The following is a 15,269-nucleotide window of genomic DNA, read 5'->3' as shown; positions in this document are numbered from 1 at the left end:
GTGACCTGCATGTCAGGCCCGCAGGAAGTCCTTGAGGGCGAACAGCACCGGGTCGGGCGCTTCCACCATCATCTGGTGGCCGCCCTCGACGACCACGGTTCTCGCGTCGCGCGCCTTCTTCTGCAGCGACTGCGCGGCCTTCGGCGGCGTCATCGCATCGGCCTTCCCCAGCACGAACAGCACCGGGCACTGCACCTTCTCCATCGCCGCGTCGCCGCCCGCATAGCTGTCGCAGGCGACGAAGCCGCGATGGAAGACGTTGACGCGAGGATTGCTCGCGAGCACGCGCCGCATCAGCGCGCGCGAACCGCCGTACAGCCAGGTGCCCGGCCCCAGCGCGGAAGGCGGCGGCGCCATCAGTGCGTGCGAGTACACGTTCACCATGTCGATGGCCTTCATCGGCTGGTGCTGCGAGTTCTCCAGCAGCGCCGGCGAGACCTTCATGGGGAAGGCCACGCCGACCAGCGCCAGCTGCGTCACCCGGTCGGGCGCGCGCGCTGCGGCCTCCAGGGCGACCAGGGCGCCGAAGCTGTGTCCGACGAGTGCGGCCCTCGTCACGCCCGCCGCATCGAGCAGCGCGATCAAGAAGCCGGCCGCCTCTTCCACGCTCTTCGGCGGTTCGCCCTCGCTCCTGCAATGCCCCGGCAGGTCCACGGCCAGCACGTTCCAGCCATGGTGCGCGAACCAGCGCGTTTGAAGGATCCACACGCTGTGGTCGTTCAGCACGCCGTGGAGGAAGACGACCGTGGGCTTTGCGGCATCGAAAGGCTTGCCGCCGGTGTAGCAGAAGGTCCTGGCGCCGTTGACGGTGAGTTCCATGTCGTCGCTCCTCAGGCCTTTTCCGCCGCCTTCAGCGCCCGCTTCAGGTCCTCGATCAGGTCGTCCGGATCCTCCAGCCCGATCGACAGCCGGATCGTGCCCGGTCCGATGCCGGCGCTCGCGAGCGCCTCGTCGGTCATGCGGAAGTGCGTCGTGCTGGCCGGGTGGATCACCAGGGAGCGGCAGTCGCCGACGTTGGCGAGGTGGCTGAAGAGTTTCAGCGCTTCGATGAAACGCTTGCCCTGTTCGCGGCTGCCCTTCATGTCGAAGCTGAACACCGAACCGGCGCCGCGCGGCAGCAGCTTCTTCGCCAGCGCATGGCTGGGATGCGACTCCAGCAACGGATGGCCGACGCGCTCCACGAAGGGATGGGCGGCGAGGAACTCGACGACCTTTTCGGTATTGGACATGTGCCGCGCCATGCGCAGCGGCAAGGTCTCGATGCCCTGCAGGATCAGCCAGGCCGTGTGCGGGCTCATGCTGGCGCCGAAGTCGCGCAGGCCTTCGCGGCGCGCGCGCAGCAGGAAGGCGCCCACGGTCGACTCCTCCGTGAACACCATGTTGTGGAAACCTTCGTAGGGCGCGGTGAGTTCGGCGAACTTGCCCGAGCGGTCCCAGTCGAAGCTGCCGCCGTCCACCACCACGCCGCCGATCACCGTGCCGTGGCCGGAGAGGAACTTGGTGGCCGAGTGATAGACGAGGTCGGCGCCGAAGTCGAAGGGCTTCATCAGCCAGGGCGTGGTGAAGGTCGAGTCCACCACCAGCGGCAGGCCGGCCTCGTGCGCGACCTGCGAAATGGTGGGGAGGTCCAGCACGTCCAGGCCGGGGTTACCGACGGTTTCACCGAACAACAACTTCGTCTCCGGACGGATCGCGGCACGCCAGCCGTCGATGTCGCCGGGCTTGACGAAGGTCGTTTCGATGCCGAAGCGCCGCATCGTGTAGTGCAGCAGGTTCTGCGAGCCGCCGTACAGCGCCGTGCTGGCCACGATGTGCGAACCCGCACCCATCAGCGTGGCGATGCACAGGTGCAGGGCCGCCTGTCCGCTGGCGGTGGCGATGGCGCCGATGCCGCCTTCGAGGGCGGCCACGCGCTGTTCCAGCACCGCGTTCGTCGGATTGCTGATGCGCGAATAGACGTGCCCGGAACGCTCCAGGTTGAACAGCGCCGCGGCATGGTCGCTGGACTCGAAGACGAAGGAAGTGCTCAGGTGGATCGGCACGGCCCGGGCCCCCGTGGCGGGGTCGGGCGCGGCGCCGGCGTGCAGTGCCAGTGTGTCGAAGCCGGGGTCGGAGTAACCAGCCATAAGGCGAATCCCTCTTCTGTATGGAACTGCCCCGGATTGTGGGCTATATTCCTTTGGACCCGCCCCTCCCGGCAGTGCGGCGGCGAGCCAAGGAGACAGCATGAAAGTCAGCGACATCCTGCGCGTGAAGGGCAACACCCTCTACACGGTCAAGCCCGACGAGCCCCTGTCGCGCGCCATCGACATCATGGCCGAAAAGGACATCGGCTCGCTGGTGGTGATGGACCACGGCGACCTGGTGGGCATGCTCACCTTCCGCGAAGTGATCCAGTGCATCGTCGCCAACCAGCACAGCGTCGGCCAGACGATCGTGCGCACCGCGATGGACGACCACCCGCTCACCTGCACGCTCGAAACCGAACTCGACGAAGTGCGCCGCATGATGCTGGAGCGCCATGCCCGCTACATGCCGGTGATGGACAAGCGCATGCTCATGGGCGTGATCAGCTTCTACGACGTCGCCAAGGCGGTGGTCGACAGCCAGAACTTCGAGAACCGGATGCTCAAGGCGTACATCCGCGACTGGCCGGCTTCGGAAGATTCGCAGCCGACGGCATCCCTCTGATCCCGTCGTCCCCGCGCAGGCGGGGATCCAGAGCATCTCAGCGAAAGCGGCCTGGCGGGCCGCTTTCGTTTTTGGGCGCCCTGGGCCCCCGCCTGCGCGGGGGTGACGGGGGCGATGGGATAATCCCCCCATGAGCGGCAACACCTTCGGCAAGTCCTTCGCGGTCACCAACTTCGGCGAGTCGCACGGGCCTGCCATCGGCTGCGTGATCGACGGCTGCCCGCCCGGCATGCCGCTGTCGGAAGCCGACATCCAGCCGGACCTCGACCGCCGCCGGCCCGGCACCAGCCGCCACGTCACCCAGCGGCAGGAAGAGGACAAGGTCGAGATCCTCTCGGGCGTCTACGAGGGCAAGACCACCGGCACCGCGCTGTGCCTGCTGATCCGCAACACGGACCAGCGCAGCAAGGACTACTCGGAGGTGGCGCAGAAGTTCCGCCCCGGCCATGCCGACTACACCTACCTGCAGAAGTACGGCCTGCGCGACCCGCGCGGCGGCGGCCGCGCCTCGGCCCGCCTGACGGCGCCCATGGTGGCCGCCGGCGCCGTGGCGAAGAAATGGCTGCAGCAGCAGTACGGCACCACCTTCCGCGGCTGCATGCAGCAGATCGGCGAGGTCGCGATCCCGTTCGAGAGCTGGGACCACGTGCCGGACAACCCCTTCTTCGCGCCGGTCGCCGACGTCTCGCAGCTCGAGGCCTACATGGACACCCTGCGCAAGGCGGGCGATTCCTGCGGCGCGCGCATCCGCGTCACGGCCAGCGGCATGCCGGCCGGCCTGGGCCAGCCGCTGTTCGACAAGCTCGATGCCGAGATCGCCTACGCGATGATGGGCATCAACGCGGTCAAGGGCGTGGAGATCGGCGCCGGCTTCGCCAGCGTGGCGCAGCGCGGCACCGTCCATGGCGACTCGCTCACGCCCACCGGCTTCGCCACCAACAACGCCGGCGGCGTGCTGGGCGGCATCAGCACCGGGCAGGACCTCGAAGTCTCCATCGCGATCAAGCCCACCAGTTCGATCGTCACGCCGCGCGACACCATCGACCTGCAGGGCCAGGCGACGCAGGTGATCACCAAGGGCCGCCACGATCCCTGCGTGGGCATCCGCGCGACGCCGATCGCCGAGGCGATGCTGGCGCTGGTGGTCATGGACCTCGCGCTGCGCCACCGCGCCCAGTGCGGCGACGTCGAATCGCCGCTGGCCCCCATCGCTTCCTCCTTCCTCTGATCGCATGAGCGGTCCCGGCACGGCGGTGGGATTCCGCCAGCTGGTCCCGTTCGGCGCGCTTTCGGCGAGCTACTTCGCCCATATCGGCTTCTTCAATCCCTACCTGCCGCTGTGGCTGAAGGAGCAGGGGCTGCCGATCACCGTGATCAGCCTGCTGGCCTCGGTGCAGTCCTTCACCCGCGTGTTCGCGCCCTATGCCTGGGGCGCGCTCAGCGACCACACGGGCGAGCGCGTGAAGCTGCTGCGCGTCAGCGCGGCCATCGCGCTGGTGGCCTCGCTGGGGCTGTGGATGCCCGGCGGCGCCTGGTGGATCGGGCTGGTGCTGCTGCTGCTTTTCACGCACACCAGCTCGATGATGTCGCTCACCGAAGCCGCGATGGCGCACCTGGTCGCCGGCGACTGGGGCCGCTACGGCAAGGTGCGCCTGTGGGGTTCGGCCGGCTTCATGGTCACCGTGTTCGCGGCCGGCGCCTGGTTCGAGCGCTCCGGCATGGGCAGCTTCCCGGCCTGGGCAGCGGTGACGCTGGCGGCCGTCCTGGCCTGCACCTGGTGGCTGCCCAACGTGACGGAGGCGCCGCACCACGCGGACCACGCGCCGCAGGGCGCGATCGCCGCCGCGCTCGCGCAGCCCGTGGTGCGCTGGTTCTTCGCCTCGCTGCTGTTCCACGTGATGGCGCACTTCGCCATCTACGCCTTCTTCTCGCTGTACCTGGATTCGCTGGGCTACGGCAAGTCCACCATCGGCGCGCTGTGGGCGGTGTCGGTGATCGTGGAGATCGCCTGGTTCTACGCGCAGGGGCGGCTGATCGTCCGCTATCGCATGGAGACCTGGCTGGCGATCTGCGCCGGCGCCACCGCGCTGCGCATGGCGATGACCGCCGGACTGGGCGGATGGCTCGCCGCGCTGTACCTGGCCCAGGTGCTGCACGCACTGACCTTCGCCACGCATCACACCGCGTGCATCGCGATGGTGACGCGGCACTTTCCCGGCCGCCTGCGCGGGCGCGGGCAGGCGCTCTTCACCGTCACCGGGTATGGCTTCGGCGGCGTGCTGGGGGTGCTGGCCGGCGGCGCGATCGCCTCGCGCTGGGGTTTCCAGGCGCTGTTCGGGGCCGCGGCGCTGCTCGGGTTGGTCGCATTGGCCTGTGCACTGCGCGTGCAGTGGCTGGAGCGCCAGGAAAGCGTCTGACGCCGGCTCGCGCGGGCACGCCCCAGCAGGAAATCCGCGCCCGCCGCACAATGCGGATCATGGCCAAGGCCGCTACCCGCCTGCTGCGTTATCTCTGGGCCGCCCCCTACACCTTGCTGGGGCTGCTGCTCGGCGCGTTGGCGTCCGTGTTCGGCGCCCAGGCGCGGGCGCATTTCGGCGTGATCGAGGTATTCGGCGGCCGCCTGGGTTCGGCGCTGGCGCACCTGCCCGAACCGCTGCGTTTCTCCGCGATGACGCTGGGCCACGTGATCCTGGCGGTGGACCGCTCGGCCCTGGTGCAACTGCGGGCCCACGAGCGCGTGCACGTGCGGCAGTACGAGCGCTGGGGTCCGCTGTTCGTGCCGGCCTATTTCCTGTCCAGCCTGCTGCAGCTGCTGCGCGGGCGCAATCCCTACCGCGAGAACCACTTCGAGCGGCAGGCCTACGCGGCCACGCCGCGGCGGCGCGCGGTCGAGCAACGGCGTGCCTAGGTGCGCTTGGGTCCTAAGGTCCGTCCCTGCTGCAGGCTCGCGCGATTCGCGTCATCATTCCGGCGCTGGCAACAAGGAGCAATCCCATGGACAACACGCCCGGCCCTTCGACGTCCCCGCGCCTCATCGACCTGACGAGCCAGACGGACGTGCAGTTCTGGTGCCGCGTCTTCGACGTGAGCATGGACCAGCTGCGCGACGCCGTGCATCACGCGGGCCACCAGGTGGAGGAAGTGGAGCGCTACCTGCGCCACAAGAAGCAGGCATCGCACTGACGTCACAACGGCCGGCCGCCGCCGGCCCATGGAGGGGAAAGCAATGGAGTACACGCGCCTGGGCCGCACGGGCCTGAAGGTATCGCGCATCTGCCTGGGCATGATGACCTACGGCACGCCGCGCTGGCGGCCCTGGATCCTCGACGAGGAAGCCTCGCGGCCCGTCGTGCGCCACGCGGTGGAGCTGGGCATCAACTTCTTCGACACCGCCGACATGTATTCGGGCGGCGAGAGCGAGGTGCTCACCGGCAGGTTCCTCAAGGAGTTCTGCCGCCGCGAGGAAGTCGTGGTCGCCACCAAGGTGTTCCATCCGGTGGACGTCAACGCACCGGGCGGCGCATCCGCCGGCGGCCGGCCGCAGAAGCGGCCCAACAGGGACGGGCTTTCGCGCAAGCGCATCTTCCACGCGGTGGACCAGAGCCTGCAGCGCCTGGGCACCGACTACATCGACCTGTACCAGATCCACCGCCTCGATCCCGAGACGACGATGGAAGAGACCATGGAAGCGCTGCACGACGTGGTGAAGGCCGGCAAGGTGCGCTACCTCGGCGCCAGCAGCATGTTCGCCTGGCAGTTCGCGAAGATGCAGCAGATCGCGAAGGAGCGCGGCTGGACGCCTTTCGTGAGCATGCAGAACCACTACAACCTCGCCTACCGCGAGGAAGAGCGCGAGATGATCCCGCTGTGCCGCGACCAGGGCGTGGGCCTCATCCCCTGGAGTCCGCTGGCGCGCGGCTTCCTCGCCGGCAACCGCGGCAAGGACGACAAGGCGGCCGGCCAGACCTCGCGCGCGCAGACCGACGACATCGCGCAGAACTACTACTATCGCGACAGCGATTTCAAGGTGGTGGAAAACCTCGGCGCGCTCGCTCAGAAGAAGGGCGTGAGCAATGCCACGCTGGCCTATGCCTGGCTGCTGCACAAGGGCGTGACCGCGCCCATCGTCGGCGCCAGCAAGATCCCCCAGCTGGACCAGGCCGTGGCCGCGCCGGAAGTGAGCCTCACGGCCGAAGAGGTCCGCGCGCTGGAAGCGGCGTACGAACCGCATCCGGTGCTGGGACACGCGTAGGCCCGCTCCCACGGGCCGCTCCGCGCTCGTCCTCGGCGACGCCTCCGCGCATCGCCGCACCATGGAGGCTTGCGAAAGGAAGTCTCCATGGACAAGAAGCCGGCTGCCAAGGACAACACGCGCGCGGGCGCCAATGAAGCCACGGCGGAGAAGCAGCGCGAGCTGCAGCGTGAACAGGACCGCAAGGAACCGGGCGAGGGCTCCGGCGGCGAGAAGAAGGGCGCGGTGCAGACGGGCCACCGCAGCTATCCCGAGGAACTGCCGGCGCAGCACCTGGAAAAGCCGGGCCTGGAAGCCGACATGCAGCTCAAGCCGCAGTTCATGGCGCCGCACTACAAGGGCAGCGAAAAGCTGCAGGGCATGGTGGCGCTGGTCACGGGCGGCGATTCGGGCATCGGCCGCGCGGTGGCGGTGCTCTATGCGCGCGAGGGCGCCGATGTGGCGATCGTCTACCTCGCCTCGCACGAGGATGCGCAGGAGACGAAACGCTGCGTCGAGAAGGAAGGGCGCAAGTGCCTGCTGATCCCGGGCGATGTGAAGGACGCGAAGTTCTGCAATGCCGCCGTCGGGAAGACGGTGAAGGAGCTCGGCAAGCTGGACATCCTGGTCAACAACGCCGCCTTCCAGGAGCATGCGCATTCGCTGCAGGACATCACGGACGAGCGCCTGGACGAAACCTTCAAGACCAACATCTACGGCTACTTCTACATGGCGCGCGCCGCGGAGCCGCACCTGAAGAAAGGCGCATGCATCATCAACACCGGTTCGGTGGTGGGGCTGAAGGGCAGCAAGCAGCTGCTGGACTACTCGGCGACCAAGGGCGCGATCCACGCCTTCACGATGTCGCTGGCAGCCAGCCTGATCGAGAAGGGCATCCGCGTGAACGCCGTCGCGCCCGGGCCGGTGTGGACGCCGCTCAATCCGGCCGACCGCAGCGCGCAGGAGATCGTCGAGTTCGGCAAGCAGACCGAGTTCAAGCGCCCGGCGCAGCCGGAGGAGCTGTCGCCGGCCTATGTGTTCCTGGCCTCGCCGGCTTGCGCGAGCTACATCACGGGGATCGTATTGCCGGTGACGGGGTCGATCGGGAGCTGAATGTCATCCCGGCGCAGGCGGGGACCCAGGGCGTTCAAGGGTTTTTGGAATGCCCTGGATTCCCGCCTGCGCGGGAATGACGAGAATGCGCCATGCCCCAAACCCTCCATATCGACTTCGTCTCCGACGTCGCCTGCCCCTGGTGCGCGGTCGGCCTCGCCGCGCTCGAGCGCGCACTCGACCAGATCAAGGACGACGTGCAGGTCGACCTGCACTTCCAGCCCTTCGAGCTCAATCCGCAGATGGGACCGGAAGGGCAGGACGTCACCGAACACCTGACGCAGAAGTACGGCAGCACGCCGGAGCAGCAGGCGCAGGCGCGCGCCGGCATCGCTGCGCGCGGTGCCGCGGTCGGTTTCGAGTTCCGCAAGGAAGGCCGCGGGCGCGTCTGGAACACCTTCGATGCGCACCGGCTGCTGATGTGGGCGGGCGAGCAGGGCGCGCGGCAGCAGCGCGATCTCAAGATGGCGCTGCTGAAGTCCTATCACGGCGAAGGGCGCAGCCCGGCGGACCGGGCCGTGCTCGCGGACGCCGCGGCATCGGTGGGGCTGGACCGCGCGCAGGCCGAGGAGGTGTTGAAGAGCGATCGCTACGCCGACGAAGTGCGCGAGCGCGAGCGGCATTTCCAGCAGCTCGGCATCCATGCGGTGCCGTCGGTGATCGTGAACGACCGGCACCTGATCCAGGGTGGCCAGCCGCCGGAGATCTTCGAGCAGGCCTTGCGGCAGATCGCGGCGCAGCCGGCGGGGTCGGCGACGACGGAGGTTTAGGTCACGGGAAGCTGGGGTTGCACCCCAGCCTACGAACAGCCGACGCATGGATCCCGTAGGCTGGGGTGCAACCCCAGCTTCGCCGCCTAATGCCCGCCCGCCGCGCGCGCCAGCGCGACGCAGTAATCCAGCATCGCCTCCGTCTCCATCGCCTTGTCGAACACGCCGTCGGCGCCCATCTCCTCGCAGTGGCGCCGCACCTGCGGATTCGCGCTGCCGGTGAGCACCACCATCTTCTGCGTGGCCGGCCGGCCGCGCATGGCCTGCAGCACGGCGAAGCCGCTGCCGCCGGCTTCCAGCACGAGGTCGATGATCGCGATGTCCCACGCGTTGGCGGGATCGCGCAGCCAGGCGAGGGCGGACTTCTGATCGGCGGCCCAGCCGGCCGTTTCGATGCCGGCCAGTTCCTCGATGGCTTCCACCAGGCTGTCCCGGACAGCCGGCTGGTCTTCCACGATGAATGCCTTCAGGGCCAAGGATTCTCCCCCGCGCGCCTGTCCGTAGCGCCGGCGCGTCCGGTCCATTGTGCACCGAAAGGCGCCCCTGCCCGAAGGGCCGCTAGCGCGCCAGCAACACCGGGAGGGAGGCGACGAGCAGCGCCAGGCCGCTGGCGAACAGCAGGCCGAGCACCACCCGGCGGAAGGCGATCTCGCTGATGCCCACGTAGACGCGGGTGCCCAGCAGCACGGGGACCAGCACCGCCGGCGGCACGATCGCCAGCAGGGGCAGCATCGCGCGATCGACGACGCCGGTGGCGAGGTAGGTGGTGAAGGTCACCATCAGCATCGCCAGGTTGAAGTTCTGGATGATCGCGCGCTGGCGCTCCTTGTCGAGGCCGCGCACGGTGCACCAGAGCGTCGGCACGACGCCGGTGAAGCCGCCGAGGCCGCCCATCATGCCGCCGGCCGCGCCCGCGAGCGCATCGCCCGCGCGCCCGCCGCGGATCTTCGGCAGCCGCGCCGCGAAGAACATCAGCGCGCAGATGACCACCAGCATGGCGCCCAGCACCAACTTGAACAGCGGCACGTCGAGCCGCGGCAGCAGCCACAGCCCGAAGGGCAGTCCCGCGAGCCCGCCCACCAGAAAGGGCAGCAGCGCGCGCAGGTCCCAGCCGCGGCGCACGGTGAACGCGGCGAGCAGCTGGCCCGTGAGGCCGCCCACCACCGCGAGCGCGGCGGCGAGACGCGGCTCCAGCGTCCAGGCCCACAGCGCCATGGCGGTGAGTCCGAAGCCGAAGCCGGACAGCCCCTGCACGAATCCGGCGAGGGCGGCGCCGAAGGCGATGACGAGGATCAGTTCCAAATCGTTGTCATCCCGGGCTTGACCCGGGATCCAGGGACGCGCGATGGCGTGGATTGCGGGTCGAGCCCGCAATGACAAGGCGTCATTCGTACGCCGACATCGGCACGCAGCTGCAGAACAGGTTGCGGTCGCCGTACACGTTGTCGACGCGGCCCACCGGCGGCCAGTACTTGGCGTGGCGGCGCTCATCCAGCACCGCCGCGCCCGCCTCGCGCGGATACGCATGCGTCCACTCGCCCTTCAGCAGCGTCGCGGCGGTGTGCGGCGCGTTCTTCAGCGGGTTGTCGTCCTGCGGCCATTCGCCGCCTTCGATCTTCCGGATCTCCTCGCGGATCGCGATCATCGCGTCGCAGAAGCGGTCGATCTCCTCCAGCGTCTCGCTCTCGGTGGGTTCCACCATCAGCGTGTTGGGCACCGGGAAGGACAGCGTCGGCGCGTGGAAGCCGTAGTCGATCAGCCGCTTGGCGACGTCCTCGGCCATCACGCCGCTGGTTTCCTTCAGCGGCCGCAGGTCGAGGATGCACTCGTGGGCCACGTGGCCGTTGGGGCTCGCGTACAGCGTGGGGTAGTGGTCGCGCAGGCGCGCGCTGATGTAGTTGGCGCTGAGGATCGCCACTTCGGTGGCCTGCGTGAGGCCTTCGGCGCCCATCATGCGGCAGTACATCCAGCTGATGGGAAGCACCGCCGCGTTGCCCAGCGGCGCGGCCGACACGGCGCCCACCGGATGCTCCGGCAGGCCGCCCGCCTTGTGGCCGGGCAGGAAGGGCACGAGGTCCTCCACCACGCACACCGGGCCGACGCCGGGGCCGCCGCCGCCGTGCGGGATGCAGAAGGTCTTGTGCAGGTTCAGGTGGCTCACGTCGCCGCCGAACTCGCCCGGCGCCGCCACGCCGACCAGCGCGTTCATGTTGGCGCCGTCCACGTACACGCGGCCGCCGTGCCGGTGCACCAGCGCGCACAGCTCCTTGACCTGCTGCTCGAACACGCCGTGCGTGCTCGGGTAGGTGATCATGATGCAGGCGAGGTTGGCGCTGTGCTGTTCGCACTTGGCCTTCAGGTCGGCGAGGTCGACGTTGCCGTTGTCGTCGCAGGCCGTGACCACCACCTGCATGCCCACCATCTGCGCGCTCGCCGGGTTGGTGCCGTGCGCGGAGGAGGGGATCAGGCAGATCTTGCGGTGGCCCTGGCCGCGGCTCTCGTGCCAGGCCTGGATCGCCAGCAGGCCGGCGTATTCGCCCTGCGAGCCGGCATTGGGCTGCAGGCTGATGCCGGCGTAGCCGGTGGCCTGGCACAGCCAGGCGCGCAGCTGCTCGTCGAGCTCGGCGTAGCCTTGCAGCTGGTCGCGCGGCGCGAAGGGGTGCACGTGCGCGAACTCGGGCCAGGTGATGGGGATCATCTCGCTGGTGGCGTTCAGCTTCATCGTGCAGCTGCCCAGCGGGATCATGGTGCGGTCCAGCGCGAGGTCCTTGTCGGACAGGCCGCGGATGTAGCGCAGCATGCCGGTCTCGCTGTGGTGCGTGTTGAAGACCGGGTGCGTGAGGTACTCGCTGCTGCGGCGCAGTTCCTGCGGGATCAGGGGCTCGATGCCTTTTTCGAAAGCCGCGAAGTCGGGCAGCGCCTGTCCCGGCTTGGCGAAGAAGGACCAGAGCTTCTTCACGTCCTCGCGCGTGCTGGTCTCGTCCAGCGAGATGCCCAGGCAACCGGGGAAGGTATTGCGCAGGTTCGCGCGGGCCGCGTGCGCGCGGCTGGAGATCATCGCCGTCGCTTCGTCGGTGCGCACGGTGAGCGTGTCGAAGGCGCTGGCCGAGGTGAGCTGCCAGCCCATCTGCTTCAGGCCTTCCGCGAGCACCGAGGTGAGCGCGGCAACGCGCTGCGCGATGCGCCTGAGCCCCTGCGGCCCATGGTAGACCGCGTACATGCTGGCGACGACCGCCGGCAGCACCTGGGCCGTGCAGATGTTCGACGTGGCCTTCTCGCGGCGGATGTGCTGCTCGCGGGTCTGCAGCGCGAGCCGGTAGGCGGGGTTGCCGTGCGAGTCCACGCTGACGCCCACCAGCCGGCCGGGCATGGAGCGCTTGAATTCGTCGCGGCAGGCGAGGTAGGCCGCGTGCGGGCCGCCCGCGCCCATGGGCATGCCGAAGCGCTGGGTGGTGCCGACCACGATGTCGGCGCCCCATTCGCCGGGAGGCGCGAGCAGCGCCAGGGCGAGCAGGTCCGCGGCGACGATGAAGGCCGCCTGCTTCGCGTGCGCCAGCTGCACGTAGGGGCGCATGTCGTGGATCATGCCGGCGGTGGAGGGGTACTGCGCCAGCACGCCGAAGTAGTCGTTCTCCTCCATCAGCTTGGGCGCAAAGCCGACCAGCACGTGGATGCCCAGGGGCTTCGCGCGCGTCTGCACCACCTCGATGGTCTGCGGATGGCAGTCGCCGGCGACGATGAAGTTGCTGCTCTTGCTCTTCACGCTGCGCTTGGCCAGCGTCATCGCTTCCGCGGCGGCCGTCGCTTCGTCCAGCATCGACGCGTTGGCGATCGGCATGGCCGTGAGGTCGCAGACCATCGTCTGGAAGTTGACCAGCGCCTCCATGCGGCCCTGGCTGATCTCCGCCTGGTAGGGCGTGTAGGCCGTGTACCAGGCCGGGTTCTCGAGGATGTTGCGCAGGATCACGCCGGGCGTGAAGGTGCCGTGGTAGCCCTGGCCGATGAAGCTGCGGAAGACCTGGTTGCGCTGCGCGATCGCGCGCAGTTCGGCCAGCGCCGCGGCTTCCGTCACCGGCGCCGGCAGGCGCATCGCGTTGCTGCGGGCGATGGCGCGCGGCACGATGCCTTCGACCAGCGCGCGGCGCGACGCCTCGCCGATCAGCGAGAGCATGTGGCGCTCGTCGGCTTCGGCGATGCCGATGTGGCGGGGAATGAATTCGGAAGGGTTCTCCAGCTCGCCGAGCGGCCGGGCGGATTGCATCAACATGCGGTCAGGTGGTCTCTTTGACGAACTTCTGGTAAGCCGGCTCGTCCATCAGCGCATCGAGCTGGCTCCGGTCCTGCAGGCGGATCTTGAAGAACCAGCCTCCGCCCATCGGGTCCTTGTTGGCCTTGGACGGGTCGTTGCGCAGGTCCTCGTTGACCTCGGTGATCTCGCCGTCGAGCGGCATGAAGACGTCGGCGGCGGCTTTCACCGACTCGACGACGCCCGCCACTTCGCCCTTGTTGTACGTGCGCCCGACTTCCGGCAGGTCGACGAACACCACGTCGCCCAGCGCGTCCTGCGCGTGCACCGTGATGCCCACGGTGGCAGCGTCCTGCTCCAGCTGGATCCACTCGTGGTCGGACGTGTACTTGAGGGTCATGTTTCTTCTCCTAGGCGGCCGGGCCGCGGTGATAACGATTCGGGACGAAGGGCATGGCGCTCACCTGCATGGGCACCGCCTTGCCGCGGACCATGGCGTCGATGCGCGTGCCCACCACGGCGAGCTGCGGCGGCACGTAGCCCATGGCGATCGGCTGGTTGATACTGGGACCGAGCAGGCCGCTGGTGACCTCGCCGACGCGCAGCGCCTGGCTGCCGGCGCCCTGCACGGCGTGGAGCTCGGTGTGCTCGCGCACGGGCACGCGCTCGCCGGCCACCAGGCCCACGCGCTTGCGCGCCAGCGGCTCGGTGCCGTCCAGCTGCGCCAGCACCTCGGCTGCACCCGGGAAGCCGCCGGCCCGCGCGCCGCCGGTGCGGCGCACCTTCTGGATGGCCCAGGTGAGCGCCGCTTCCACCGGCGTGGTGGTGGTGTCGATGTCGTTGCCGTACAGGCACAGGCCCGCTTCGAGACGCAGCGAGTTGCGTGCACCGAGGCCGACCGGCTTCACTTCCGGCTGGTCGAGCAGCGCGCGCGCGAGTGCTTCCGCTTGCGCGGCCGGCACGGAAATCTCGAAGCCATCCTCGCCGGTGTAGCCGCTGCGGGTGACGAACAGGTCGGCGCCCTTCCAGTCGAAAGCCGCGCCCGTCATGAACACCAGCTTTTCGACGCCGGGCACGAGGCGCTCCAGTGCATCGACCGCCTTGGGCCCCTGCAAGGCGAGCAGGCCGCGGTCGGGCAGGGGGATCACCTGGCAGCGCGCGCCGATGCGGTCCTGCATGTGCTGGAGGTCGCCCGCCTTGCAGGCGCCGTTGACGATGACGAACAGGTCGGCGCCGCGGTTGACGAACATCAGGTCGTCGATGATCGTGCCCTCGTCGGTGAGCAGCAGACCGTAGCGCTGCCGGCCGGGCGCGAGGTCGATCACGTCCACCGGCATCAGCGATTCGAGGGCCGCGGCCGCCTGCGGTCCCACGAGGCGCAGCTGGCCCATGTGCGACACGTCGAACAGGCCGGCGCTCGTGCGGGTGTGGAGGTGCTCGGCCATCAGGCCGGCGGGATACTGCACCGGCATGGAGTAGCCGGCGAAGGGCACCATGCGCGCACCGAGTTCCAGGTGCAGGGCATGCAGGGGGGTCTTCTGAAGCTCTTCTTGAGAGGTGGACACGCGGACTCCAACGGGGCGAGGAACCATCGTACAGACGATGGATGGGCCCGTGCTGTCCGCTTTACCTGAGAGATTCACCCTTCGCGAGGGCTTGCTCCTTCGGTGGACCGCAACTCGTCGGTGCGGCCTCTCTCCAGCAAGGTGGCGCCCCGCGAACGGGACGCTTGCCAGTCCTTTTGCCTGAGCGTTGTTGCGCCTTCGGCGGTTCCCTCGGGGGAACTCTCTCCTGACGCGGCGGATTGTAGCCGCAGAGCTGTGCGTCATCCCGCGGCCTCTCCTTCGTCACCCCCGCGAAGGCGGGGGCCCAGGGCTTCCTGTTGAAGCGGCTGCGCCGCTTCCCGCTTTTTCGCATCGCGCCGGCTGCCAGCCCCCGCGCGGGCGGGGCCGGAGTCGCGCTGGCATGGCGTCCTTCGCGCCTGCGGCGCTTCGGCAAACCTGCGAGGACCGGGCAGGCGGCCCCCGCGACCGAACTCGCTGCGTGTTTGCCCGCGCGCGGCCAAACACTCCGCTCAGGCACCGGTGTCGCGAGTCAGAATCGTACGCACGGCTCGATACGCTTCGCTCTCGTAGCCGCGCTGGGCCGCCTGCCCGGTCCTCGCAGGCGCCATGCCTTCATGCGCGACCCCGGCCCCGCCCGCACGGGGGCTGGCAGC

15 protein-coding genes and 2 riboswitches are annotated in these 15,269 nt (G+C 69.1%); of the genes, 8 read left to right on the top strand and 7 right to left on the bottom strand.

Annotation, left to right across the window (positions count from 1 at the left end; all coding sequences use genetic code 11):
* Positions 1-12: 12 nt before the first annotated feature.
* Positions 13-819, bottom strand: coding sequence for an alpha/beta hydrolase (locus tag VF522_RS00650; protein WP_330906265.1), 807 nt, complete (start codon positions 817-819; stop codon positions 13-15).
* Positions 820-830: 11 nt separating this feature from the next.
* The gene (locus VF522_RS00645; protein ID WP_330906264.1) at positions 831-2,126 is read right to left on the bottom strand and encodes an O-acetylhomoserine aminocarboxypropyltransferase; all 1,296 of its coding nucleotides are present in this window, start codon (positions 2,124-2,126) and stop codon (positions 831-833) included.
* Between the two features lie 100 nt (positions 2,127-2,226).
* On the opposite strand from VF522_RS00645, the gene VF522_RS00640 reads away from it, so the two are divergent.
* From VF522_RS00640 to VF522_RS00605, 8 genes are all read left to right on the top strand, one after another.
* Positions 2,227-2,691, top strand: coding sequence for a CBS domain-containing protein (locus tag VF522_RS00640; RefSeq protein WP_330906262.1), 465 nt, complete (start codon positions 2,227-2,229; stop codon positions 2,689-2,691).
* Positions 2,692-2,821: 130 nt separating this feature from the next.
* Positions 2,822-3,919, top strand: coding sequence for a chorismate synthase (gene aroC, locus VF522_RS00635; RefSeq protein WP_330906261.1), 1,098 nt, complete (start codon positions 2,822-2,824; stop codon positions 3,917-3,919).
* A 4-nt stretch (positions 3,920-3,923) separates the two neighbouring features.
* Positions 3,924-5,108, top strand: a complete 1,185-nt coding sequence (locus tag VF522_RS00630) for an MFS transporter (RefSeq protein ID WP_330906259.1) — start codon at positions 3,924-3,926, stop codon at positions 5,106-5,108.
* A gap of 59 nt (positions 5,109-5,167) precedes the next feature.
* Entirely contained in the window at positions 5,168-5,599 is a 432-nt protein-coding gene (locus VF522_RS00625; protein ID WP_330906258.1) for a signal peptide prediction, read from the top strand.
* A gap of 86 nt (positions 5,600-5,685) precedes the next feature.
* Positions 5,686-5,874, top strand: coding sequence for a DUF3606 domain-containing protein (locus VF522_RS00620; protein WP_330906257.1), 189 nt, complete (start codon positions 5,686-5,688; stop codon positions 5,872-5,874).
* A gap of 43 nt (positions 5,875-5,917) precedes the next feature.
* A complete protein-coding gene (locus tag VF522_RS00615; protein ID WP_330906256.1) occupies positions 5,918-6,943 on the top strand; it encodes an aldo/keto reductase in 1,026 nt (341 codons plus the stop codon).
* An 87-nt stretch (positions 6,944-7,030) separates the two neighbouring features.
* Complete coding sequence (locus tag VF522_RS00610; RefSeq protein WP_330906255.1) at positions 7,031-8,035, top strand: SDR family oxidoreductase; 1,005 nt, start codon at positions 7,031-7,033, stop codon at positions 8,033-8,035.
* Between the two features lie 92 nt (positions 8,036-8,127).
* Positions 8,128-8,805, top strand: a complete 678-nt coding sequence (locus tag VF522_RS00605) for a DsbA family oxidoreductase (protein WP_330906254.1) — start codon at positions 8,128-8,130, stop codon at positions 8,803-8,805.
* An 86-nt stretch (positions 8,806-8,891) separates the two neighbouring features.
* On the opposite strand, the gene VF522_RS00600 is transcribed toward VF522_RS00605, so the two are convergent.
* The 5 genes from VF522_RS00600 to gcvT form a co-directional block, all read right to left on the bottom strand.
* Positions 8,892-9,281 carry a response regulator transcription factor gene (locus tag VF522_RS00600; protein ID WP_330906253.1) on the bottom strand — a complete coding sequence of 130 codons (390 nt, stop codon included), beginning with the start codon at positions 9,279-9,281 and terminating at the stop codon, positions 8,892-8,894.
* Positions 9,282-9,363: 82 nt separating this feature from the next.
* Positions 9,364-10,107, bottom strand: coding sequence for a sulfite exporter TauE/SafE family protein (locus VF522_RS00595; RefSeq protein WP_330906252.1), 744 nt, complete (start codon positions 10,105-10,107; stop codon positions 9,364-9,366).
* 82 nt (positions 10,108-10,189) lie between these two features.
* Positions 10,190-13,072: an aminomethyl-transferring glycine dehydrogenase gene (gcvP, locus tag VF522_RS00590; RefSeq protein WP_330906251.1), complete on the bottom strand. Its 2,883-nt coding sequence runs from the start codon at positions 13,070-13,072 to the stop codon at positions 10,190-10,192.
* A 4-nt stretch (positions 13,073-13,076) separates the two neighbouring features.
* On the bottom strand, positions 13,077-13,451 hold the full coding sequence (gcvH, locus tag VF522_RS00585; RefSeq protein ID WP_330906250.1) for a glycine cleavage system protein GcvH: 375 nt from the start codon (positions 13,449-13,451) through the stop codon (positions 13,077-13,079).
* A 10-nt stretch (positions 13,452-13,461) separates the two neighbouring features.
* Complete coding sequence (gene gcvT, locus VF522_RS00580; RefSeq protein ID WP_330906249.1) at positions 13,462-14,616, bottom strand: glycine cleavage system aminomethyltransferase GcvT; 1,155 nt, start codon at positions 14,614-14,616, stop codon at positions 13,462-13,464.
* A gap of 42 nt (positions 14,617-14,658) precedes the next feature.
* Positions 14,659-14,763, bottom strand: a riboswitch (glycine riboswitch).
* Between the two features lie 11 nt (positions 14,764-14,774).
* Positions 14,775-14,855: riboswitch (glycine riboswitch) on the bottom strand.
* Positions 14,856-15,269 lie beyond the last annotated feature (414 nt).

This window comes from Ramlibacter sp., assembly GCF_036383835.1.
In the GTDB taxonomy this organism is placed as follows: domain Bacteria; phylum Pseudomonadota; class Gammaproteobacteria; order Burkholderiales; family Burkholderiaceae_C; genus Ramlibacter.
The sequence above is the reverse complement of the archived record's forward strand: the minus strand, read 5'-3'. Positions and strand labels throughout refer to the sequence as shown.